The 22579-nt window shown below is 42.4% G+C and carries 18 protein-coding genes and 1 tRNA gene; 8 read left to right on the forward strand and 11 right to left on the reverse strand.

The window, feature by feature from the left end; genetic code table 11:
* The first annotated feature begins 525 nt into the window (after positions 1–525).
* The 4 genes from ABIB39_RS14775 to ABIB39_RS14790 all read left to right on the forward strand — a co-directional run bounded on the left by ABIB39_RS14775 (position 526) and on the right by ABIB39_RS14790 (position 2833).
* The gene (locus ABIB39_RS14775) at positions 526–939 is read left to right on the forward strand and encodes a lipocalin family protein (RefSeq protein ID WP_354430932.1); all 414 of its coding nucleotides are present in this window, start codon (positions 526–528) and stop codon (positions 937–939) included.
* A 27-nt stretch (positions 940–966) separates the two neighbouring features.
* Entirely contained in the window at positions 967–1464 is a 498-nt protein-coding gene (locus ABIB39_RS14780) for a hypothetical protein (protein ID WP_354430933.1), read from the forward strand.
* Between the two features lie 1013 nt (positions 1465–2477).
* A tRNA-Lys gene (locus ABIB39_RS14785) sits at positions 2478–2550 on the forward strand.
* A 160-nt stretch (positions 2551–2710) separates the two neighbouring features.
* A complete protein-coding gene (locus ABIB39_RS14790; protein WP_354430934.1) occupies positions 2711–2833 on the forward strand; it encodes a hypothetical protein in 123 nt (40 codons plus the stop codon).
* Between the two features lie 81 nt (positions 2834–2914).
* On the opposite strand, the gene ABIB39_RS14795 is transcribed toward ABIB39_RS14790, so the two are convergent.
* Positions 2915–3901, reverse strand: coding sequence for an SAM-dependent methyltransferase (locus ABIB39_RS14795; RefSeq protein WP_354430935.1), 987 nt, complete (start codon positions 3899–3901; stop codon positions 2915–2917).
* 326 nt (positions 3902–4227) lie between these two features.
* Between ABIB39_RS14795 and ABIB39_RS14800 the strand changes: the two genes are divergently transcribed.
* Entirely contained in the window at positions 4228–4632 is a 405-nt protein-coding gene (locus ABIB39_RS14800; RefSeq protein WP_354430936.1) for a response regulator, read from the forward strand.
* Between the two features lie 37 nt (positions 4633–4669).
* Positions 4670–5032: a response regulator gene (locus ABIB39_RS14805; RefSeq protein WP_354430937.1), complete on the forward strand. Its 363-nt coding sequence runs from the start codon at positions 4670–4672 to the stop codon at positions 5030–5032.
* Between the two features lie 85 nt (positions 5033–5117).
* Here the strand turns inward: ABIB39_RS14805 and ABIB39_RS14810 are convergent, their stop codons facing one another.
* Positions 5118–6482 carry an alkaline phosphatase family protein gene (locus tag ABIB39_RS14810; RefSeq protein ID WP_354430938.1) on the reverse strand — a complete coding sequence of 455 codons (1365 nt, stop codon included), beginning with the start codon at positions 6480–6482 and terminating at the stop codon, positions 5118–5120.
* Between the two features lie 10 nt (positions 6483–6492).
* Complete coding sequence (locus ABIB39_RS14815; RefSeq protein ID WP_354430939.1) at positions 6493–9663, reverse strand: TonB-dependent receptor; 3171 nt, start codon at positions 9661–9663, stop codon at positions 6493–6495.
* 203 nt (positions 9664–9866) lie between these two features.
* Here ABIB39_RS14815 and ABIB39_RS14820 point away from each other — a divergent pair, with 203 nt between their 5' ends.
* A complete protein-coding gene (locus tag ABIB39_RS14820; RefSeq protein ID WP_354430940.1) occupies positions 9867–10532 on the forward strand; it encodes a porin family protein in 666 nt (221 codons plus the stop codon).
* Between the two features lie 69 nt (positions 10533–10601).
* On the opposite strand, the gene ABIB39_RS14825 is transcribed toward ABIB39_RS14820, so the two are convergent.
* Genes ABIB39_RS14825 through ABIB39_RS14835 form a run of 3 tightly spaced genes read right to left on the reverse strand, consistent with a single transcriptional unit; the run spans position 10602 to position 12537 of the window.
* Positions 10602–11069 (reverse strand): pyrophosphohydrolase domain-containing protein, encoded by a 468-nt coding sequence (locus ABIB39_RS14825; protein WP_354430941.1) that lies wholly within the window; start codon positions 11067–11069, stop codon positions 10602–10604.
* 59 nt (positions 11070–11128) lie between these two features.
* Positions 11129–12106 (reverse strand): MBOAT family protein, encoded by a 978-nt coding sequence (locus ABIB39_RS14830; RefSeq protein WP_354430942.1) that lies wholly within the window; start codon positions 12104–12106, stop codon positions 11129–11131.
* The gene (locus ABIB39_RS14835) at positions 12103–12537 is read right to left on the reverse strand and encodes a hypothetical protein (RefSeq protein WP_354430943.1); all 435 of its coding nucleotides are present in this window, start codon (positions 12535–12537) and stop codon (positions 12103–12105) included. Before ABIB39_RS14835 ends, ABIB39_RS14830 begins: the two co-directional genes overlap by 4 nt.
* A gap of 191 nt (positions 12538–12728) precedes the next feature.
* On the opposite strand from ABIB39_RS14835, the gene ABIB39_RS14840 reads away from it, so the two are divergent.
* Positions 12729–14195: a TonB-dependent receptor gene (locus tag ABIB39_RS14840; RefSeq protein ID WP_354430944.1), complete on the forward strand. Its 1467-nt coding sequence runs from the start codon at positions 12729–12731 to the stop codon at positions 14193–14195.
* 62 nt (positions 14196–14257) lie between these two features.
* On the opposite strand, the gene ABIB39_RS14845 is transcribed toward ABIB39_RS14840, so the two are convergent.
* The 5 genes from ABIB39_RS14845 to ABIB39_RS14865 all read right to left on the reverse strand — a co-directional run bounded on the left by ABIB39_RS14845 (position 14258) and on the right by ABIB39_RS14865 (position 22551).
* Positions 14258–14995, reverse strand: coding sequence for a glycoside hydrolase family 16 protein (locus ABIB39_RS14845; RefSeq protein WP_354430945.1), 738 nt, complete (start codon positions 14993–14995; stop codon positions 14258–14260).
* 8 nt (positions 14996–15003) lie between these two features.
* A complete protein-coding gene (locus tag ABIB39_RS14850) occupies positions 15004–16344 on the reverse strand; it encodes a glycoside hydrolase family 18 protein (RefSeq protein WP_354430946.1) in 1341 nt (446 codons plus the stop codon).
* A 28-nt stretch (positions 16345–16372) separates the two neighbouring features.
* On the reverse strand, positions 16373–17335 hold the full coding sequence (locus ABIB39_RS14855; RefSeq protein ID WP_354430947.1) for a glycosyl hydrolase family 18 protein: 963 nt from the start codon (positions 17333–17335) through the stop codon (positions 16373–16375).
* A gap of 62 nt (positions 17336–17397) precedes the next feature.
* The gene (locus ABIB39_RS14860; protein ID WP_354430948.1) at positions 17398–19011 is read right to left on the reverse strand and encodes a SusD/RagB family nutrient-binding outer membrane lipoprotein; all 1614 of its coding nucleotides are present in this window, start codon (positions 19009–19011) and stop codon (positions 17398–17400) included.
* Between the two features lie 33 nt (positions 19012–19044).
* Positions 19045–22551 carry a SusC/RagA family TonB-linked outer membrane protein gene (locus ABIB39_RS14865; protein WP_354430949.1) on the reverse strand — a complete coding sequence of 1169 codons (3507 nt, stop codon included), beginning with the start codon at positions 22549–22551 and terminating at the stop codon, positions 19045–19047.
* Positions 22552–22579: the final 28 nt, after the last annotated feature.

Raw genomic sequence — 22579 nt, forward strand, 5'->3', positions numbered from 1 at the left:
AATCGCTGCGAATAGTACCTTTTAAAGAATAAGCTTAGCATACACCCAACATTTAAACCCACTACCACCAAACTACAATCCTATGCTAACCAAGTAACAATTCCAAAAAATCTCAAATCTTTGTAAATTTCCCATACTAAGCAACATCATCAAACTTTTTGGAATTGGAAACGGCTAAATAGCGCGTATTGACGATTTAGTTGCTAAAACAGATGTTTTGCAACAATTTGGGACAACGGCCGCGAATAGTACCTTTTAAGGCATAAAGGACAAATTGCACCAAATACGTTCCAAACACACCACTAAGCATCAAATCGATATAATTCTGTAACATTTCCAAAAAATATCAATTCTTTGTATTTTACCTATATAGAGTAGTTTGATAAAACTTTTTGGAAATTGGACAATCTCAATTCAGAATTTTATTTGTCCTTTCAAAGTAGAAGGCGGACCTGGTTGGATCGATAACAAAGAGTTTAGTGTTATCTTTGATCTTCATAACGATTTAAGAATTAAAAAATAACCATGAAGAACATTAAACTATACATTTTTCTCGTACTATTCAGCCTAATAGGCTTGTATTCATGTAAAAAGGATAATACCACTATTGATGCTTCTAGACTAATTATCGGAACTTGGCATCCTGCATCTACTAAGGCAACGTTTTATGATGCAATTACCGGTGCCGAGAAAAGCAATCCTGGTTTTGATGTAGATACTGCTCCCTCTGTAACCTTTGGTGCAGATGGTCAATATTATGCAGGAGACGAAAAAGGTACTTACAAATACAATGCTTCAACTCAAGTCCTAATACTGACAAACGACTCGGGTGTCCAGAATGCAAAGGTGACTGAGCTTAATGATAACAGCCTTACAGTTGAAAACTCTTTGACATCAGGAGATACCAGGATTCTACTTATTCAATCCTATATTAAATAGCTAACAGACACTATATCAATTGAACAAATGAAGTTTATTTTACTTATTTCATTAAGCTTAGTTAGCCATGCTCAATCCTACAGTCAGATAAGGACTGTTACAACCAGTCGGTTGATGGGCAGTACTTACAAATATGTCAATGAATTGCCACCCTTCAAGGGTTACAAGGAGCAAATAGGTACTATGTTATTGCCCACAGAAGATAATTATGCAGTAAGTGTCGTAGCTAAAGGACAGTACAATGTGTTGATATTAGATACCTGTTTGAAAGAGGGTGCAAGTGTTAAGTACAAGATATTAGATACTGCTATAATAGGGATGATCCCTCGAAATCAAACCATTGTTACATCGGATTGTCGATTAAGGCAAAAGAATGATAGTTACATAATTGCTATTGTAAAGCCAGACGATAAAAAGTATTATAAGAACGTCGTCAGAGCTTGGCGATTTGACAGACCGTCTCGTAAATTAAGGCGAATGAGGGTTGAGCATATTGACTGTCTTAGCGAAGGCTATAATTTGTGAAGCTGGCATATTGCTGTATTATGAGAGGCAAATTCATTTATAAGACGATACTTAACCTCTTATTTATAAGGTACTGCGAACATTACCTTATAAAAAATAAGGGAAGATAGATCTAAAGCTTGTATTCGAAATCAGTACAAGATTATGTTATATCAATTCAAGATCTATCCACCAGGTATAAAGTATAAAATTTAGATATTTCTGAATTGACCTAGATGTCAATGGAACTCTTATCTCGAAAAGTACCTTTTAAAAAATAAGGAAAGCATCGCATCTACAATTTCTTCCAATATTCCACTTTGGGACACTTAATAAAAAGGGTCTTAATAACCCTTAATTTTGAAAAAGTGTAGCAACTAATATTAGGTAAGAGTAGTTCAAACTGTTTATTTAAAAGGTCACTATTTCTAAAACCAGCTAATCTTTATACTTGTTACCTTATAAGAAATTAGGTCAGATAGCCATTACACTCAACTATTACAAATGTGGACACTTTTTATAAAGGGGTATATACCCTATGTTATGGAATGTCCAAATCCTAATTCAAGATTATAGCTACTGCTATAAAAGAATAAATTTCAATAATTCTGAATTAGGAAAAGAGCGAGTGAGAATGATTATTCAGCAAAGTTAGGCAAGAGGTTTAACACAAGGCAAGGAACTACGGCATAAACACAATCTCCTACACCAACCCTACATTTATTCCGTTCCTCCCTGCATTTAGTTATCCCTTACGCCTGTATGGGCAACATAATCATTCATTCACTTAAACTAAAACAGATATGGAAAACACAAGTTAAAACAGATTGCTTAATTCAGAGTAATAGCTTAAATTAGCTAAACAGTTCATTAATTTATTTACAAGGCTAAATTGTTTGCAAATTGTTTGCAAATTGAAAAGAAGAATTAAAAACAAGGTAGATAACGGTGCTGCGTACTGTGCTAATTAAACAAAATATTAGTAGTTACAACTATCAATCGTATATTTGCAGCCCGTCAAAAACATCAGTATTGACTTGGTAGCTCAGCTGGTAGAGCAACTGACTCTTAATCAGTGGGTCGAGGGTTCGAACCCCTCCCAGGTCACTAACTAACTACAAAACGGCCTTTAAAATATTAAAGGCCGTTTTTGTTTCACAAAAGTATTTTTATAAAACAATGAGGTAATATCTAATATGATGCTTCAAACGTGTGCAAAATCATATCGATTACTTGTTGTTATGTTTTATCAAAGTGAAAAATTCTTTTGAAATGCAAAGACGTACCTTTTGATAAAACACATCCAACCTTTAAGGAGGAATTTCTGGAGGATTTTGACGAATTAAAAAAAGCTGATATAAAAAACCCGGATATCGATAAGATCAATTAGTTTTTGAATGGTAAAGCAACAAACTAATTCAGGCTGCAGTTTATAGACGTTTTTACCTTAAAAGCTAATGTAAGCCAATATTTACTCCCACAGGTAGGTAAAACCAGGTGTTTCACCGTTAAGGTAATTAAATGTTATTCGCTTACCTTCCATTTCCCCTACACTGGTAATCATTTTTGGGTTGGTAAGGCTGCACTGGTAATCGGTTAATACTTCACCGCCATAGGTTTCAATGCGGGTATGCAAAAAAATCGATTTGAAACTATCTACCTCGTCCGGAATACTAAAGGTGACCAGTTTTGGCGTTGCATAATGCGCTTTGCTTATTGTGTACACTTCACCAAGCGCCATACGGCGCGGTGAAATTTTCGTTGTTTTACTATTTTGTTCTTCGTTCATGTCCAACAAATTTGCGCTCACGGTAATTTTAGCAGGTACAAACAGTGCCTTGGGTAATAATTGAGGTATAAGGTTTTGCATAACCGCTACCTGTGGCTCTTTCATTAGCGCATTTAGCATAGTTTCTGATAAAGCCAGGTGAACTGTTGTGCCATCAGGTATTTTATAAGTTGTGGCATCGGCACACACATATTCTTTTACATATTCACTTAAATTTAGCCCATCATACATCCTGTTTACCGCATTTAGCGATGCCCCGTTAATGTCAAGTAAAGTAAAGGCTATTTCGGTATGATCGAACAATGCGACCAATGGCGTAAGCAGTGTTGCATAAGGGCCGCAGCCCGCATATAAAATATGAATGGTTTCTGAAGGAAAATCGGCCTTTAGCTTACAAACCGCCTTGTATATTCCCCTAATAAAAACTGCCGTTCGCTGAAACTCAAGCAGGCAATGGGCAGCCTTAATAGTAGATACTGCTTTACCGGATGGCAGCATAATATCATCGTCTGTAATATCGCCGGCAGCAACTTCTGATTGTTCGGCATACACCGTGTGTAACTCGTGAATCACTTTATAAATGCCGCCTAAATTATCCGGCTCATCTATGATCGTCCGGGTAGCTCTTTCGAGCAGGCCAATAAAATTAGTACTTACTTCTGTCTCCATCGTTTAATTTATTAGCTAAAACGCTTATGGTAAATATAACATTGATAGCTAACATATTCATTTGTAATACAGAAACATAAAAGCCACTAAATGGAAGTTGCGCGGCATTTGAATTGTACGCTTTTGGCGCCGCCTCTCAATCTCGTTTTGAAAATACCGAGGGTTCAAATCCATCGACTACATTACTTAATTTCACACCAATTAATATTAATATAAACCTTGTATCTTATGTACACAAGCTATTATTACAGAAAACACATTAACTATTAAAACATAAAATTTACAAAAAAGGAAACAAAACCCAAGGTATTGGCGTTTTGACATTGATGATTACGAATACCCAGCCCACCAGGATCTATGTTATTGATGATGAACCCCTGGACAATATGATAATTAAAATGTTGATTAAAAGAGTAGATGGAGAGATTAATGTTGATACAATTAATAACGGAGCCGGAGCAATTGAAAAACTAATTAATGTAGCCGACACTAATGTTAATGAGTTACCCGACTATATCTTTTTAGACTTAAATATGCCTGAAATGAATGGGTGGGAGTTTTTAAGAGAATATGAGCGTTTAAAATTATTAAAGAAGATTCAAATTTACATTCTTTCCTCTTCTATATACAGAGAGGATATGGACAAATCTAAGTGTGAACCCTTAGTTGAAGATTTTATAAATAAACCACTCAACTTAGAACATCTCAGGAACATTTTAAAAGCTGCTTAGAGCCAACTCGCTGACTGATCATATCCGGATACACACTATGAAGAAAAAAATACTTATAATAGAGGATGACAATGACATACTTGAAATCACTACAACGGTATTAAATATTGCCAACTTTGAGGTGAGCGGTTCTAACGGAACCGATGACATAATAGCGTTAGTAAAAACTCATCAACCAGACCTGGTTTTAACCGACTACATGCTGCCGGGTTTGACAGGCGGGCAAATATGTAAAATAATAAAAAATCATAAAGACACCGCCGGCATACCGGTAATATTGATGTCGGCTTACCAAAAGCAGGCTATTGCAGTTGGTAATTTCGACTATGATGCCTACATAAAAAAGCCTTTCAATATTGATTATTTAGTGAGCGTTATTAACAAATTCATAGCAAAGTAAGGTGCTATGACACCCATTTTATAGGTATAAAAACAAGAAGCCCCGTATCTTTCGATGTGGGGCTTCTTGTTTTGGTGTTTAAGGTTTACTGAAACAACTCCGGGTAAAGCTTACCATCGGTTGCTGGCAGGGTTACGCCTGTCAGTTTACCTATAAATGGTGCAATATCCACCATGTTCATCACCGGGATAACGGTTCCTTTTTTGAGGCCGGGGCCAAAGGCCACAAAGCCCGTTTGGATCTGTTTATGATCCGGGTAAAAGCCGTGGGTGCCTTTCACCTTGTTAAACTTTTGTGTAAGGGTTTCGGTACCGTTACCTATAGTGGTGCCATTTAAACCGCTAATTGCAAGCTGCACGTTAGGGTCGGCACCAACTTTATCAAGGCCTGCCTTGTTAATTACCTGGTAGTATTGTTTAACAGAATCTGGTTGTTGCGCCATAAGAGCGGTCACTTTGTTTAAGGTAGCCTTATCATTTTTATCTTTTAATTGCAAAAATGACGAACCACCCGATGAGTGGAACTGCGCTTTCCAATTGCCTGTTTTAACATCGGTAATTAAACCTGCCTGTTTTAACAAAACATTAGGGTTAAAGCTACGGTAGATATTCTCGAAACCATGGTCGCCCAGGACAATGATCAATGTACTATCGGCAATTTTGGCCCTGTTTACAGCTTCAACCAATGTTTTAATGGCCCTATCCGCCCCTATTACAGAAGCTTTCACCATATAGTGATCGCGTCCGTTTTCGTGTTCATAATGGTCAGTACAGGCTAAGTACAAAGCGGTAAAATTTGGCTTGTACTTTTTAATGATATAACCGGTAATACGGGCAACGTTCTCGTCTTGTATCAGTTCATCGTTGTTAGCGTTAAGGTCGCTTGCTTCCAACAACCCGGTTGCATTATCCTGCACCTCTTTCCATAAAGTTGCAGGTTGGGTTGCAGCAGCGGTATATTCCCTTGCGTCGCTCATGTTTTTATAGTTCCAATACTCGGGGATCCTGTAATCTATGGGCGCGTTTACGGTAACCGGCCAACGAATGCATGCCGTTGTTTTACCTGCTTTGTGCATGGCATCCCAAAGGGTTGGCGATTTTATTAAGCTGTAATCCCAATACCATTTGCCTGTTGCACCTTCGGCCTCGAACGGTGTGTTGTAATAGATGCCGTGCTTTGCCGGGGTTACTCCGGTTATCATAGTAGTATGATCCGGGTACGTTACCGACGGGAACACAGGGTTTAACCCCTGTGCTGCAACGCCGTTTTTCATTAACTCCCTTACCGTAGGCATAGCATAGTTAACGCTATCCAGGTAAAACTCGGGCCTGAAGCCATCTATCGTTACCAGTATCACATATTTTGCCTGTGGGGCTTGTGCTATTGCACTTTGTTTTAAGCCTAATACCGCGGCAAGTACTATAAGGGCACCGTATATATTTCTTTTCATAATGTTTTAATTAAAAGCCGTAACGCAAACCTAACTGGAACTGGTAAGGGTTACCACTTAAGTTTGATACACCTGCGTTTGTATTAACCGAGTACACATACTGTTGCTTGGCGGCATCAAAGCTTTTAATGTTGTAAATTGATGTTGCACCAAGGTTGTGATTTACACCCCAGTTTTTATTAAGTAAGTTGCTTACGTTAAATAGGTCGACCGATACTTCGATAAACTGCTTTTTAGCGATGGCTAATTTTTTGATCAGCCTCAAATCAACCACACCATAAAATGGGTTGACACCACCGTTACGCTCGGCAACTTTACCAAAGCTGTTACGGATGTATTCTTTCATCCCTTTTTCAACCTTAGGGTTGTTCAATACCGCGTTGATACCATCTTTAAGGTATTGCGGGGTAGAAGCAGCGTTAGGGTCGTATACGTAGGCAAGATCGTTACTTGCAACAAAATCCCCGTTTACGTTTCCATTAACAAATAACGAGTAACGGGTACCGCTTAAGCCCGAGAACCTAACACCCGCGCTAAAACCGTAGAATGTTGGTGAGCTACCGTAAGCTACAATTTTGCTTCTGAACTGGTTATCAGAATAGTTCATTCCACCCAGGTTGCGTGGATCATCTTTTACGTATTGTACCAGCGTAGCGGTGTTTGCTACGTTACCGTTGTATGATGTATTGTCTTTGGTTTGGTTCCAGGTGTATGATACCGAAATTTCGCCTTGTTTGTAGTACTTATAATCGGCATCAAAAACAAATGCCATTTGGTTTACTTTACCAACGCTTTGCAATTCTAACACACGGCCAACCTGAGTGGTTTTTCTGCCTTGTGTCCAGTCAACCGTACCATTATCTGCCTTAATAGAACTTGCGGGAACATATACTCCTCTGTTATCTTCGGCTGCAAGGCGGAAGAATGGCTGATCTACCATGTTTTTATCAAGGTAAGTGTAGTTGTTGCGGCCCAGGCTTAAATATCCGCTTGCGGTAACCCTAAAGTTTTGCGCGAAGAAGTGCGAGTAAGATATGTTAGCCTTGTAGACAACCGGTACTTTGGCATCTTTACCATTCATGTTAATGGTTGCCAGTTTTGCTATAGCGGGATTGTTAAGCAGATCTAAACCCGGTGCAGTTGAAGGGTCGGCCCGGTAACCGGGGAAGTTTGGCTTAGGTATCAAGGCTGCATTTGTAATATCAACACCTATAATGTGCGACCCATCAAACAACATGTTGTTGATCATAGAGTACGGGTTTAGTGCCGAACCTAAGATACCACCTCCCAAACGGATGATGTCTTTTCCATTTTGGCCTACATCCCATGTTGCCTGTACCCTTGGCTGCACCTGGAAGGTTGCCAGTTTGTTAGAGGTATTTAAACCAAGCGTGTTATAAACCGTTTCGTTAAAGTTTGCCTGGTCAAGGTAAGTAGTGTAATCGGCACGGATACCTGCTGTTAAATCAAACCCGGGGAATAAGGTTGTTTGTACCTGCGCATATAAGTTTGGCGCAAGTATGTTAAATTTTATATTCCTGTCGGTTGATGTATAGATATCCCTCGCATAACGATATGGGGTTAAATTGTCAAAATTGGTTAAACCACCGCTAAAGTAATAACGGCCGTTTATTTCGCTACCGTAAATTGAGTTTTGGTTGGTGAACGTTAAGCCGCCGCCAAAGGTAAAGTTGTATTTCCCTTTTGTCCAGTAAACGTTATCGGTTAATTGGGCAACGTTGTTATTAAAATAATCGCCGCCGTAACGCTGGCCGCCTAATTGTATGGCGGTAGAATAGGTAGAACCATCAGCTGCTACCGAAGGAATGTTTTGAATAATAGCCCGTGGGATGTTATCCTCTGGTAACTGGCTGTTTGCAAACAGCTTATTATATTCCCAGTAATGTTGAACTTTTAACTCGTTAGTTAAATTGGGACTCAGGATGGTACGTAACGATGCCATTACGCTATTGTTCATGCTTTTACGGGTACTGTAAACCTCGTAAATATTGATAGCGGTGTTATCCCCGTCTGATTGATTATCCAGATCGTAAATAAAATTATTACGGATAGTAAACAGGTTCTTAGGGTTTATCTGCCAGTCTATACGGATAAAGCCGGCGTGTGTATTTTTAAATTTATCAAACTGGCCAAACTGTGGCGAGTTTGCCACACCATATTTATTCCTGGCGATGGTTAAAAAATTATCTAATGTATTTTGAGTTACGTTAAAACGCTTCTCGTCATCTGCCGATTGGATGTTGGCGATGTATAACGGCCTTGAATCGGCTTGGTGATCCCAGGCAATAAAAAACTGCGCTTTATCTTTAACAATAGGGCCGCCTAACGAGAAACCGTACTGATAGGTAGAAAAGGCCTGGTTACGTTTCAAACCATTTAGGCCGTACGGGCTGGAAAGCCAGTTGGCACGCGCGTATGTAAAGGCACTACCTGAAAGTACGTTTGTACCCGATTTGGTTACCGTACTGATTGTACCACCACCTGCATTACCATAGGTAACATCGTACTGGTTGGTAACCACCTGGAACTCCCTTACCGCTTCTAACGAGATAGAATAAGCACCCGTTGGCTGGCCGCCGGATATGGTGCCCCTTGCCGCCATACCATCAATGGTATAGTTGGTTGCTGATGCTAACTGGCCGCTTAAACTGCTGCCCGCGCTAAGTGGCGAAAGATCTGCCAGCGACGTAAAGTTACGTCCGTTTACCGGTAACTTTGCAATATCTTTAGCGGTAACCGCTGTTGCAGAGCCAATGTTCTCGATTTTGTTACGGGTTGATGGCGCTTTGATCTCGACCGCGTTAAGTTCCTGCACTTTTTGTTCCATCACAAACGAAACCTGCAAAAGGTCGCCCTGGTTTAGGGAATACCCCGTTTGCTTTTGAGTAGCAAGGCCCATTGCCTCGACTGTAATACTGTAAGGCGAACCTAATGGCAGCTCTTTCAGTAAAAATGTACCTTTTGAGTTAGATGATGCTTTTATAGTAAAGCCTGTAGATTCATTTTTAACGGTGATGGTTGTATTTGGCAACAATGTGCCACTGGCGTCTGCTACTTTACCGGATATGCCGGCTAAGTTAGTTTGCGCCATACCTGCTGTTACAAACAGCAAACTGAACAGACATACGAGCCATAATTTTTTGAGGAATTGTTTTTTCATGCTTAATAGTTTGTGAGTTTTAATTAAGCGCAAAAGTGTATGAGTGACATTAACGGCGGGTTTGCTGCATGTTAACCTTACATGGTGATTAGTTTAATAAAAGATTACGGCCTGAACAAGCGTCCTGAAAATTGATAACAAAACCTTTTTATTGCTGCAATAAATTATTGAAAGTTTAGTTTAAGCACCTACAAACCTTAAACATGAAAAAAGCAATTTTCTTAGTATCTCTTATGGCAGCAACTTACACGCTGTCGGCACAATCAGTTAAATTTGGAATTAGAGGCGGTTTAAATTTAGCCACAGTAGACAGGGGCTCCATTCCCGAAGGAAATGAAACCAACAATTTGGCGGCATTTAACGGTGGGCTATTTGCAAACATACGGCTCGGCAACTGGGCTGTGGAACCAGGTCTATTCTACTCGTTGAAAGGTTTTAAAGCTAATTATGAAACGACAAGAAACGTTAACGGCGGCTCTACTGAAAACGTTTCTTTTGGTGGGACTATCAAATACAATTATTTAGAATTGCCTGTTAATATACTGTATAATGTAAAACTTACCCCCGGTAAGGTTTTTTTCGGCGGCGGGCCCTACGCAGGTTATCTGATGTCGGCAAATGCTAAAAGCACATCTACCGTTGGGGGTGTAAAACAGCCGGATCAAACCTTTAATTATACCATAGGCAACAATGTTGATGATCTTAAACGGATGGATTATGGAGTTAACATATTGGCAGGTTTTGCCTTTAACAACGGCTTTCAGCTAAGTGCCGGATACGGATATGGATTGACCAATATCGCACCCGGACAAAACGATAATAAAATCAAGAACCGTGTTTTTAATGTATCTGTAGGATATTCACTTTAACCGAACCCAAGATCAAAACAAAAGCCTTTCAGTAGTATGCTGAAAGGCTTTTTTATCGTAGTCGATACTTTACAACAACAAACCCTTTAGATCTGCAGGTGAATAGTTGATAGACTTCAGCGTTTTATTATCCGCCGTGCGGAACACTAAAAATTTCGATTCCTCTTCTTTGTAATGCGCTTCGCTGCCATCCTTTTTCAGGTAGTGCGCAATGGTTTGGTTTGCTTCTTCTATGGTGTTACAGGCTTTGCTCATATTAGAGCGGTGCACCTCGTCGAAAAGGGCCTTAAATTTTTCGCCAAGGCCAAACTCAAGAATTGCGCCTGCCAGTACGTATTGAATGTCGCAAAGGGCATCGGCAATTTCAACCAGGTTGTTATCGGCAATGGCTTCCTGTAGCTCTTTTACCTCTTCGGCCAAAAGGGCAACGCGCAGGTCGCAACGGGCTTGTGAAGGTATGGTAGGCTCATCAAGAACCGGGTGTTTAAATGTTTTATGAAATTCGGCAACCTGGTTTAACGGAGATGCTTCCTGCATGGGATCGTAACTTTATAAGTGTTAATTATTAAGCCAAAGCTACTAATTTTTGCTTCTTTTTATAAGGGAATTGTTAAACCCGCCAACGGCCACACCACCAGTTTTAAAAACTGCGCGTGGAACAGCAATGGCATTGGCACCACGAGCCAAAAGAAAACCCAGATACGCGCGATCACCTTATTTTGGAGGAGCGTTATTTTCTTGAGTGTAAAGAATTTTTCGACCAATACCAATAAACCTTGTAACACAAAGTAAAGCGTGGGCAAACCGTACCCGCTATTCACAGGGACGCTCAAAGCCAATTCATGCAGCAAACCGGAAAATATAAAGGCGATCATTAACGCTACCGCACCCCCTACTTTGCTTTTCAGCGGGCGAAAGATGGCAATCGAGGTCATCTCGCTAAAAGCGATGTTCCAGCGTTTACTCCACAGTTCGGTTAGGCTAAGGGCCTTTGCGGGCTGCCTGAAAAGGTAATAGGTATTTACGCCAGAGAAGCGCCACATACCCGCGCTGATACCCAATAAACCAAAATGCAATACCAGGCTAAAACCTACTAATAGCAGGATGCTTACTAATATATAAATGATACCTGGGTTGATGTGTTGGGCTACTATAAAATGTGCCAACCCGATTAGCATCGCCCCGAATAATACACGGCTAATACCGAAGCGGACCATTGGCCAGGCATTGGGCAAAGCGGGTGCACCGAGGGTTTCAAAAGGCTCGGCGCGCATGCCTACCCAACCAATGGCATAGGTTATCCATTGCTTAAAACTAAGGGTTACCGGTTTGTTCTTATAACCTTCGGTAACGGCAATAACCTTCATGCAGCTAAAGGTGGTGGCAATAATTGCCAGCATGCGCAGTATAGGTTGTTCGTATAAAAACAAAAGATATATAGTAAGGATGCTTACAACCAGCATCAGCCAACCGGCCCAAACCATCTTATATTTTAAGAACAAGTAACCAACCAATATTACAACAAGGTTAATAAACCCGAAACAAACAAGATGAATGATAACCGCGGTGTTCATATCTGCTGAAAGTTAAGATAAAAAGCAAAACTGTAAACTACACTTAATGTGATAAATAGCGTAACCAAAACCGCTTCGGCAACTTTGTGCCAGGGCCCGTTGGGGAGGTCGACTTTGTCAAAGTAAAAGAATTGCACCAAAACCCGGGAGATCCAATACACGGCGATAAAGCCCGTAACGCATACCGCTAATACAGAATGGTTCAACAGATCCTGGTAAGCAAATAATGATAGTAAACCAAAGCATAGATTGGTGACCAGGATATAAGCCGCGTAGGTCCAAAACATTTGTTTAAAGAGTGGCCGAACTGTAACAAGCCCGGCTTTGAACATTAACACTTTAGGGATGGCGAGGCTACCAAGCACCAACACAATTTGCGCAAGGCCCGCAAGGCGTAATAAAATTTTAATATTAAGATCATTTGTTTCCATCCGCCCTATTGTTTGGTGAGACAAATATAAAATAAATTCATAAACTTTCAATAATTACTGAAAATATAATTTAATATTTCTATATCAAACACCCTCCCCTGATGTTAAGTTTATCTGCAACACACCCATTATCAGTATAAAAACGTATTTTTACAGTAGTTTACACAACGTTCATTCAAACTTCCCGGCGCATGGATATCAATCATAATAAAGACCTCGGTACAAAACAAAAAGCGCTTGCCATTAACCTCGACCCTGCCATTTACGGTTCTTTTGCCGAAATAGGTGCCGGGCAGGATGTTGCCGCTAACTTTTTTAAGGCCGGCGCCTCATCGGGTACTATCGCCAAAACCATGTCTGCTTATGATATGACCTTCTCTGATGCCATTTATGGCACCCAGCAGGTAAAACGTTACGTAACCGAGCAAAGGCTGTTATCCATGCTCGAAAAAGAGTATGACCTGCTGATAGAACGCCTTGCCGAACAACGCGGCCACGCCACTACCTTCTTCGCCTTTTCTGACACTTTTTCGGCACTTAATTACTTTAAAACGAATGACGGTCACGGTTGGATGGGCGTTCGTTTCCAGTTAGAGCCCAACGGTAAATACCAGGACGTACTGCTGCATGTAAAACTGTTAGATAACAATAATAACCTGCAGCAGCAAGCTGTAGGTGTACTGGGTGTTAACCTTATCTACGCTTGTTTTAACTATTATAAACAACCCCTTAGCTTTTTGCTCTCGCTGATGGATGATCTGTCGAAAGACCGCATCCAGATAGATATGATCCACTTTGAAGGGCCGGCGTTTACCAAGGTAGATAACCGGTTGATGAGCCTTTACCTGGTAAAATATGGCTTTTCTGATGCCGCCTTGTTTGGCCCTAATGGTAAAAACAGGCAACCAAGCGAGGTGCTTTATAAGAAGCATATCGTGGTGGTTCGCGGGCGGTTCAGGCCGGTAATTAACGTACACATCGATATGTTAAAGACCGGGGTTGAGCAGTTTTTAGATGAACCCGATGTTGACAAGGATAATGTTGTGGTGATAACCGAGCTTACCCTGCAATCGCTAAAAGAACGTGACGCAGATGAAAACGCCGACATAGACGAAAAAGATTTTCTTGACCGGGTAGATATCCTTTGCTCGCTTGGCCAAAACGTACTTATCTCTAACTTTCATGAGTATTATAAACTCGTGGCCTACCTGTCTAAGATCACCAAGCTTAAAATGGGTGTGGTTTTGGGTTACCCTAACTTAGAGTATATTTTCACCGAAGAACATTACCGGAACCTGCCGGGCGGTATTTTAGAATCCTTCGCTACGTTGTTTAGCCGTAAAGTTAAAGTGTTTATATACCCTACCCTGCGCGATGGCCAGATCTGGAATAGCGAAAAATTTACCCTGCCCCCGCATTTGATAGACCTTTACCAATACCTGATAGCCAACAACAAAATAGAAGACATTAAAGATTACAACAAAGGCAACCTTAACTTGCAAACCGACAAGGTTTTACAACTGATAAAGGAAGGTGCTGATGGTTGGGAACAATTTGTACCGGCAGAGGTAGCCTCCATTATTAAGGACAGGTGCCTTTTTGGTTATGCCTGCGAGGTTAAAAGCGATAATGCCGCAACACCACAAGCCGAATTATAGTTCATAAAAAAGCCCGGATGTTTCTCAACAACCAGGCAATTCTCAATCTAACTAACAAAAACTTATTGTGCAGTAAACTTAAAACTGTGAATGATAACCTCGAAAGGTTTATCATCTGTTGGCGCCCGCCCTTTAAATAACCAAAGGTTTAACAATACCGGCATATTCACGCTACTTACAGATACCGACGGGCTCTTGAACTCTTTACTCAAAAACAAATTATCCCTCGGCTCATCATTAAGATGCCCATACAATGTCTTGAACGTAACGCTGTTTGCCGTACGGATAAACCTGTGGGTGGTATAAGTACCGTTTGGCGATGTAAATTCTGTACTATAGCTGGTATGCCTTGGCGGGTCGCCTGCTTTTGGGTAAACGGTATAGTTTAAATTTGGATAAGCCGAATTACCCCAACGTGCAAACTCGATATCTATCTCGTCGCGCGCATCGGTACCCGAGTAATCGAACAAGCCGAGTACCAAATTTTTATCAAACTTATCTACGTCAGCATCTATCTGCCATTGGTAAGTACCCATACCAAAGCTTTCTATACTGGCCACTTCAGCACACTCCCAACGGTCATTTGTGGCGTTTTTGCTTACTTTTAAGTGTAACCAGCCGCTGCCATCAACCCAAACATTAGCGCCGCTCCAATAATTAGGGCCGGGGCCCGTGGCTTCGGTTGGTTCTTTAACATTCCAGGTGTAGCCACTCCATTTAATGGTTTTGCCCTGTGCGTTTAAATCATTGTACATGGCGGTTACCAATAACGCAAACACTAAAAAGTATATCTTTTTCATGGTCGTTATTATTTTAAGCCGGTAAATAAAGCCAGCATTAACGAGTTTGCATCCTGTGTATCGTAATCGCCCGCCCAAACGTAACCGCCTTTAAATCCTCCGGTTTTGATATAACCCGCCTTTGCAGTAACCAACGGCACACCGCTGTAATACACACCTTTTCCGGATTTATCGGTGTATTCTTTACCGGCCGCGGTTGGGTCGGCAGTTAAAATGTCTTTATAAGTCATGTAATCGTATGATCCCCAGCTTTCGTTATTACCCGCACCATTAAGCGCGTTGTAACGCAAACCAAATGCAGGCACGCCCAAAACCAATTTACTTGCTGGGAGGTGGAAGTTTGTCCATTTATCAGCACCCTCTTGCATAAAGGCAAGGCTTGACGATTGACCTACAGGCGCATCCGGGCCTATGTGGATGTTATCTTCAAACGTGTGCACGTTAACCCAGGTCGCGGCAGAAAGATCCGGGTATTCCCAATGCTGATAGTTGGTTGTTACCGTAACGGTTACGATAGCTGTTGCCGGTAAAGCCGCTTTAAGTTGGGTAAGGAACGGACCGATAGCGTGGATGTTGTCCGGCGCGTTTCCCGAGTTAATATCCGTCATCATGATATCCACACCATCCATTTGTTTGGCGGCTACATAGGCTTTAACGAGGCCTACCAGTTTGGTGCGTTTAGCAGCATCGCGGATGGCGGTACCAAAATCATTGGTCTCATAAATAGCCCAACCGTCGATACCAGATAACCTGCCGCTAATGCCCATAATAACGGGTACACCGGCGATGTGCGCACGTGCAACTATCTCTCTTGCTTTTTGTCCTGTTTCGCCCGGCGAGGTATCAAGGTCACCTTCGGGAGATACCAAACCAATTTTGTACGCTATGTGGGTAACGTTATTAAAGTTCACGTTTGAAGCGTTGGCATCCTGTGTTAGATAGGTCATAGCCACCTTTGTGTACGGCTTAAAGGTATAGGTTGATGGGTTAACCAATACCTTAGTGCTCCTCACGCTCGAGTCACCGTTGTAGGATACTTTTAGTTTGATGGTAAACTCGCCACCCTTTGTAGGCGCAAAAGCAAATTTCTTATCTTTCGATACCTCTACCCCATCAACCATCCAGCTTACATTGGCTTTGCCGGCGGGGGTAATTTCAATCCCGTTAAATTTGGCCGAGTCACCTTCATTGATGATCTGCGCTCCAGAAAATTCCCTCAGGATATCGAAGATCCTTGGTTGAAGCGGGTTAGCATCCTCCTGTTCTTTGGCAATGTCTTTTTTACAGCCCGTGCTTAATGCAACCAGCATTAAAAGCAGGAATGATAATTTTTGATAGACCTTTTTCATTTTTTTATGATTTAATATGCTGTATATCTTATTTTTTTGCTGCCTTTACCTCGGCGTCAATTGTGTTTAGTAATGAGTTTGTACCGGCATCGTCCTGTAATAGTTGCCACACCATAACACCGCCTGCTTTTTGCAACGCGAGGGTAGTTTTACTTTTGATGGTAGGCAGGCCGTTGTAGTAAATAGTACCGCCTTCAGGTACAGTTACCTCGTCCTTTTTTTCCGATCCATGATATTTTTTGATAATGTCTGAGAAAGCCATATCCTCGGGCACGCCGCTACCAAAACCATAACCGTAAAATGGCAAGCCAAGGCTTAACTTTTCTTTAGCAATGCCTCGGGTACCGCCCCAATAAGCCAAATCATCAACCGCCATAGCATACGGCGAATGCTGGCCGGGTTTTTCAGGTTTCCACGGCCCTGTTTTATCGTACGACATGATGTTAATAAAATCGAACTGCGCCAGCGCTTTGTCGGTGTACTGCATTGCATAAACAGTTGCGATAGCCGTTGTAAGTAACTTGCCTTTAGGCTTTAATAGCGCCTTTAACTCCACCACGAAGGTTTCGTAATTGGCATCTACAAAGTGGCCTTCCAGGTCAACATCAATACCATCCAGGTTGTACTGGTCGGCTAATGATGCCAAACTGCCCACCAACTTAGCGCGGCTTCCTTTATCAGCTATCAGCGTGGTATAATACTCCGGCGCAAGGCCGCCACCTATCGATGCCAAAACTTTTACATTTTTAGCATGCGCGGCAACAACCAATTCTTTTAACCCACTAAGCGTGCTGAAAGTACCTTTATCATCCGGGTTTATAAATGCTATATTCAGGTGGGTTATCTTGCTAAAATCAAACTGGATAGCCCTGCCATCAACCACATTATATTCGCGCAGGTAACCTACCACTCTAAAAGAGGCAGCCGCTACCGGTTTTTTATCGCCGCCCGGCTTTGTTTCAGACTTTGCGCTTTTTTTACAGCTGCACATAAAGGCAACCAAGAAAATAACGCACCAAATATTCCTTCTCATCATCGTCATCCTTCTATATATTATAATTTATCCCACCAAACACGTGCGGTCCAGTCATCAAGTCCGCCGGTTAATTTGGCAATTGCTTTATTGATATTTGCAGCGTTCTGCTCGGTTTCGGTAAGCGGGTATTCAAACCTGCGCGGCGTAGTTGTCGTTGTCGATTCGCCTGTTATTGCAGGTGTAAGTACCGGGAAACCTGTACGGCGCCAGTTAGAGTAAGCTTCTGGGCCATTTAACAGTAAAGCTATCCAAAGTTGTGTATCAATCGCTTTTAGCTCGCTACCCGGTGCAAGTGGGTTATCAGTTCTAAAGCTTTGGATCTGGGTATCGGTAATAACCGGTCCACCTTTAAACAGGGCTAATTGTTTCATAGCTGCAGCCACACCGTTCTGGTAATGCGTTTTAGCGTCGCCACCTAAATTGATCCCCCAGCGTTGTGCTGCTTCTGCCAATAAAAGTTCGGTTTCGGCATAAGTGATGTGGAAGTAAGGTGCGTCATTGGTGATCATCCAATTGGCAAGCTGTACCTTCAAACCATTATTTGGTACTTGTACCACTCGGCCACCGCCAATGTCAACACTTTCGGCACCTAAAAAATCGTCGTAGTTGTATTTGCCCGGGTCAACACCTTTAATAGGGTAAGGTGTAGGCCTTGACCTTAAAGCATCGCTCACGTCAATCCTTTCTGATGGTTTATCGGGGTTAACCCAATAATTACGGGCTATGGGTTGTAAACGCGGATCGTTAGCATCGCTCATGGCATTTAGTAAAGTTGAGCAAATACGTGGCCTGCCTTCGTCAGGGTATTGGTTGATAGCGACCGAGATGCCATTACCACGGATATCTGCATAGCTGTTTTGCACATCGGCATGGTGGGTTATGCAATTATCATCCGCGCTGGTAAATATACCGGCGGCGTATGCAGCCTGTAATTCGGTTTTCGCTTTATCCGGGTCTACCTTACTTAACCTCATGGCTAAACGCAGGTGTAACGAGTTAGCAAACTTTTTCCATGAGGCAATATTACCCTGATAAAAAATATCGGCGGCCACGTTATCCTTCGATGCGTTTAATTGTGCCGATGCCTCTGTCAGTTCTTTAAAAAAGTCGTTGTAGATGTCCTGCTGGGCATCAAACTCGGGGCGGATAATACCTGCAAGGTATGCCCGGCCGGCTTGTTTATATGGGATATCGCCGTACATATCTGTCATCCTTGCAAAAATGTAAACTTTCATGATGCGGCACATGGCGTTCAAGTTGGTTTTAAGCGGGTCTTTTGCAGAACGCTCGGTAGCGTCAACAATGTTTAGCACATCGTTAGGGTAACTAAGCTCCCAAAGTTCGGACATATACTGCCTGTTTTTTACGTATTCGAAACCGTAACGGGTGTAGTAAGCGCCACCAATTTGCTGCACTAAAGGCATGCTCATGATAATGCTGGTACGCTCGTTAATGGTCAGCTCGCCAGAGAAGCGCAGTTGTGTCAACACTAACTGGTTAACCGGGTCAAGGTTGCTCGACTTGGTTGGGTCGGTATTCAGGGTGCCAAAATCTTCAAACTTTTTGCAGGATACCGACAGCGTGGTAATTGCTAAAAGCACAATGGCTATTTTGTTTATATATCTTTTCATATCTATATGATTGTCAATAGTCTATATCTCTGGTTAGAATTTCACGTTTAAGTTAAAGCCCCAGCTTTTTCTTGATGGTAACGAGCCGTACTCGAGGCCTTGTCCGTTACCATTGTTGTAATTACTATCCGGGTCAACATTGGGTACATTTTTATGTATGATGAATGGGTTACGGCTAACCAACGCTACAGACATATTTTTGATGCCCCATTTTGATGAAACCGCACTCGGGATATTATAGCTTACTGTAATTTCCCGCATTTTGATATAGCTGGCATCGTAAATAAACGGCGTTGCTACACCATTGCCATCGCTGTAGTAATTAGCCCAGTATATAGACGGATCTACAGCCTTGGTATTTTTAGCGTAAATAGGCTTGCCTGCACCATCAACACCTGTTTGTACCACACCTTGCGGAACGTAGCCCCTAACATTGCCTGCGGCTGTCCATTGCTCAATGCTCATACCAGCGGTTTGGCGTGCTTCTTCTGATGCGATCCACTCGGCCCTGCCCGGTAAGGTTATTAAGCTCGCGCCACGTATAACGTTGAACAAGTTAGTCATTGAGAATAAACTTGCGCCATGTTTAATATCCACCACGAAGCTTAAACCAAAGTTTTTGTAGTAGAATGAGCTGCTTAAACCACCCGTCCAGCTCCAGGTACCTTTACCAAGCACTTCGCGGTCTACCGTTTGCATCGGCGCAAGGGTAACCGGGTCAAGTATGGCGTTTCCCTGGTCGTCTTTTTGGCCGCCGTAGCCTAATATAGCGCCATAAGGTGTATTTGGCCTTGCCACAACAGATGTTCCTAACCAGCGCGCGTCAGATAGCGTCAGATAAGGGATACCATCAGCAAGTGACTCAACATTATTGATGTTGCGTGCAAAGTTCACGTTAAGGTCCCAGCTAAAATCTTTGGTTACAACCGGCCGTGCATTAAGGGTTACCTCGATACCTTTGTTACTAATAACCCCTGCATTTACCAGGCTTTGTGTAAAGCCCGAGCTTAGGGGGATATTAACGATATTGATCTGGTCCCTTGATTTTGACGTGTAGTAAGTAACATCTAAACCAATCCTGTCGTTAAAAAACTTCAGGTCGGTACCTACTTCAAAAGAGCGTGTACGGGTTGGTTTAAGGCCATCGCCCGGCGGCTTAATGGTTGTGCCGATACCACCCAAAGCCTGCCCGTTAAAGTTTTGCGGGTTAAGGGCGTAAACTAAGTTAAGCATGTATGGGTCGGTGCTGCTGGCAACTTCCGCTCCCGATACCCTAAGCTTACCAAATGATAGCACAGATTTAGGGATATTAAATGCATCTGTAAACACAAAACTTGCTGATGCCGATGGATAGGTATAAGCATTTTTACCTGCCGGCAGTGTTGACACCGCATCGCGGCGAACCGTAGCATCTACATATAAAAAGCTTTTATAGGACGCTGTTAGTAACCCATATACCGATCTTGTTTGCATCTCGCGCGGAGAAAGCTGCGTAATGGTTTTATCAGCAAAACTGTTTGAGCTGATAACATCGGTTGCAACCATGTCAATATAGCTGCCGGTATAACCCGGTGCCTGGCTGCGAGATAAACTTGCACCTAACCTTGCAGATAAGTTGATCGTTTTAGTTACCTGTTTCTGAGCGGTTAACAGCATATCCGCTTCGGTAGTTTGTACCTTTTGATTAGTAGTTTCCAGCCTGCCGGTTAATGACCCCGGCGTTGTTATCGGGCTAAATTTCTCATAATCGAAATAGGTAAAATCTGTTGAGGCACGGCCCTGTAAGTTTAGCCAGCTGGTGAAAACATAGTTGGCCTGCAAACCGCCTATCATACGGTTCTTTTTGGTGCGGTTGCTCATTTCGTTAATTACCCAGTACGGGTCGAGCCTGTATTGGCCGCCACCCCACTCTACGTAATTACCTTCAACGTCTTTATAGCCTGTTTTAAAGTAAGCCTGGTCAACGTTATTAGCAAGGCCAATAAAGTTGTTACCGATGTTACCCGGGTCATCTGCTAACGAGGGGCGGTTTTTAACGTTCTCGTTCATGTACATCACCCTTGCCTCTACGGTTAAATTCTTTCCGAATTTAGAGCTTCCGCTAAAGTTAAATGTGTTACGGCGTATGTTGCTGCCGGGAATAATATCATTGTTACGAAGATCTGAGATAGAAAGGCGGAAGTTGCCTTTATCGCTTGAGTTTGATAAGGCAATAGTATTGGTAAAGGTTGAACCAGTGCGGAAGAAATCCTGGATATTATCTTTCACCAGCGCATAAGGGCGGTAAACGCCATCAAAGCCAATTACCTGCAAATTTGGATCGAGGCGCGGGCCAAAGTTATTGAACAGGGTGTTTTTTGCCTGCGCAGCATCTATCACCAATTGCTCGGAACTACCCTGCCCGTAAATAAACTGGTTGCCATCTAACGTGGTTAATTGTTTTTCTATAGAAGACGTGCTGTTAAATTCGATGCCTAACTCTTTACGCTGGCTGCCTTTTTTGGTGGTGATCAAAATAACGCCATTACCTGCGCGGCTACCGTAAAGCGCCGAAGCCGAAGGGCCTTTAAGCACGCTTATTTTATCCACATCATCGGGGTTAATAGCCGATATCGCGTCGCCAAAATCCTGGCCACCCGAGTATTTGCCACCGCCCACCTGGCCGTAGTTTGAGTTATCTATTGGTACGCCATCTACCACATATAGTGGCTGATTGTTACCTGTAATAGTTGTGTTACCGCGAATAATAACCCTTGACGACCCCGCCGGGCCGCCTGCAGTACTGTTGATTACCAAACCGGCAACTTTACCCGCGAGCGAGTTCATGACGTTGGTTTCCCGGGCTTTCTTCAGGTCATTACCGTCTACCTCGGCAAAGGCATAACCCAATGCACGCTGCTCGCGTTTAATACCCAACGCCGTAACTACAACCGTTTTCAGTTCGGTGCTGCTCAACTTTAAATTGATGGTTACGTACTTTACGTCTTCGCTGGCAATAATAGATGATGGTTCAAAACCGAGCATCCTGAAAGTCACCACATCGCCTGCGTTCGCCTCTACAGCAAATTCGCCGGCGTTATTGGTAACTGCGGTTTTGTCATTCTTGGTATTTACAACCGTTACCCCCGGTAAGGTTAACTTGTCCGAATCCAATACCTTACCTTTCAGTGTGAACGCTACAGCATTGACATTGCTTTTATACGCTTGTATCATTACCGTTTCCCCGGCAATTTTATACCGCACGTTTATCTGGCTTGCCAAAGCTTCAATAACATCATTCAATTGCTTGTTGGTTACCTTAAGGTTTATTTTGCGCTTAAAGTCCACATCGGCAGGGTTATAAGAGAAATGCACTTTGGTAGCATCCTCTATCTGCTTAAATACTTTATCTACCGGCTGGTTTTGCCAGTTGAAAGAATAAAGCTCTGCCTTCGGTGCCGACTGGGCGTACGCCCCGGTATAAATAACCAGGAACACTGCCCCGAGCATCCTCAGTAACATTTTCGAAAAAAAACGTTTAGCGGGTAGGTTTTTTAGCATAGTTTAAATAGTTTAGGGGTGGGTTGTT

Origin of the sequence: Mucilaginibacter sp. UYP27, from assembly GCF_040547175.1 — a bacterium.
Classification (GTDB): domain Bacteria; phylum Bacteroidota; class Bacteroidia; order Sphingobacteriales; family Sphingobacteriaceae; genus Mucilaginibacter.

Excerpts from the sequence above, each read along its gene's own strand:
- ABIB39_RS14775 (WP_354430932.1), top strand. The coding sequence starts at position 526 with ATGAAGAACATTAAACTATACATTTTTCTCGTACTATTCAGCCTAATA.
- ABIB39_RS14780 (WP_354430933.1), top strand. The coding sequence starts at position 967 with ATGAAGTTTATTTTACTTATTTCATTAAGCTTAGTTAGCCATGCTCAA.
- ABIB39_RS14795 (WP_354430935.1), bottom strand. The coding sequence starts at position 3,901 with ATGGAGACAGAAGTAAGTACTAATTTTATTGGCCTGCTCGAAAGAGCT.
- ABIB39_RS14800 (WP_354430936.1), top strand. The coding sequence starts at position 4,228 with ATGATTACGAATACCCAGCCCACCAGGATCTATGTTATTGATGATGAA.
- ABIB39_RS14805 (WP_354430937.1), top strand. The coding sequence starts at position 4,670 with ATGAAGAAAAAAATACTTATAATAGAGGATGACAATGACATACTTGAA.
- ABIB39_RS14810 (WP_354430938.1), bottom strand. The coding sequence starts at position 6,482 with ATGAAAAGAAATATATACGGTGCCCTTATAGTACTTGCCGCGGTATTA.
- ABIB39_RS14815 (WP_354430939.1), bottom strand. The coding sequence starts at position 9,663 with ATGAAAAAACAATTCCTCAAAAAATTATGGCTCGTATGTCTGTTCAGT.
- ABIB39_RS14820 (WP_354430940.1), top strand. The coding sequence starts at position 9,867 with ATGAAAAAAGCAATTTTCTTAGTATCTCTTATGGCAGCAACTTACACG.
- ABIB39_RS14825 (WP_354430941.1), bottom strand. The coding sequence starts at position 11,069 with ATGCAGGAAGCATCTCCGTTAAACCAGGTTGCCGAATTTCATAAAACA.
- ABIB39_RS14830 (WP_354430942.1), bottom strand. The coding sequence starts at position 12,106 with ATGAACACCGCGGTTATCATTCATCTTGTTTGTTTCGGGTTTATTAAC.
- ABIB39_RS14835 (WP_354430943.1), bottom strand. The coding sequence starts at position 12,537 with ATGGAAACAAATGATCTTAATATTAAAATTTTATTACGCCTTGCGGGC.
- ABIB39_RS14840 (WP_354430944.1), top strand. The coding sequence starts at position 12,729 with ATGGATATCAATCATAATAAAGACCTCGGTACAAAACAAAAAGCGCTT.
- ABIB39_RS14845 (WP_354430945.1), bottom strand. The coding sequence starts at position 14,995 with ATGAAAAAGATATACTTTTTAGTGTTTGCGTTATTGGTAACCGCCATG.
- ABIB39_RS14850 (WP_354430946.1), bottom strand. The coding sequence starts at position 16,344 with ATGAAAAAGGTCTATCAAAAATTATCATTCCTGCTTTTAATGCTGGTT.
- ABIB39_RS14855 (WP_354430947.1), bottom strand. The coding sequence starts at position 17,335 with ATGTGCAGCTGTAAAAAAAGCGCAAAGTCTGAAACAAAGCCGGGCGGC.
- ABIB39_RS14860 (WP_354430948.1), bottom strand. The coding sequence starts at position 19,011 with ATGAAAAGATATATAAACAAAATAGCCATTGTGCTTTTAGCAATTACC.
- ABIB39_RS14865 (WP_354430949.1), bottom strand. The coding sequence starts at position 22,551 with ATGCTAAAAAACCTACCCGCTAAACGTTTTTTTTCGAAAATGTTACTG.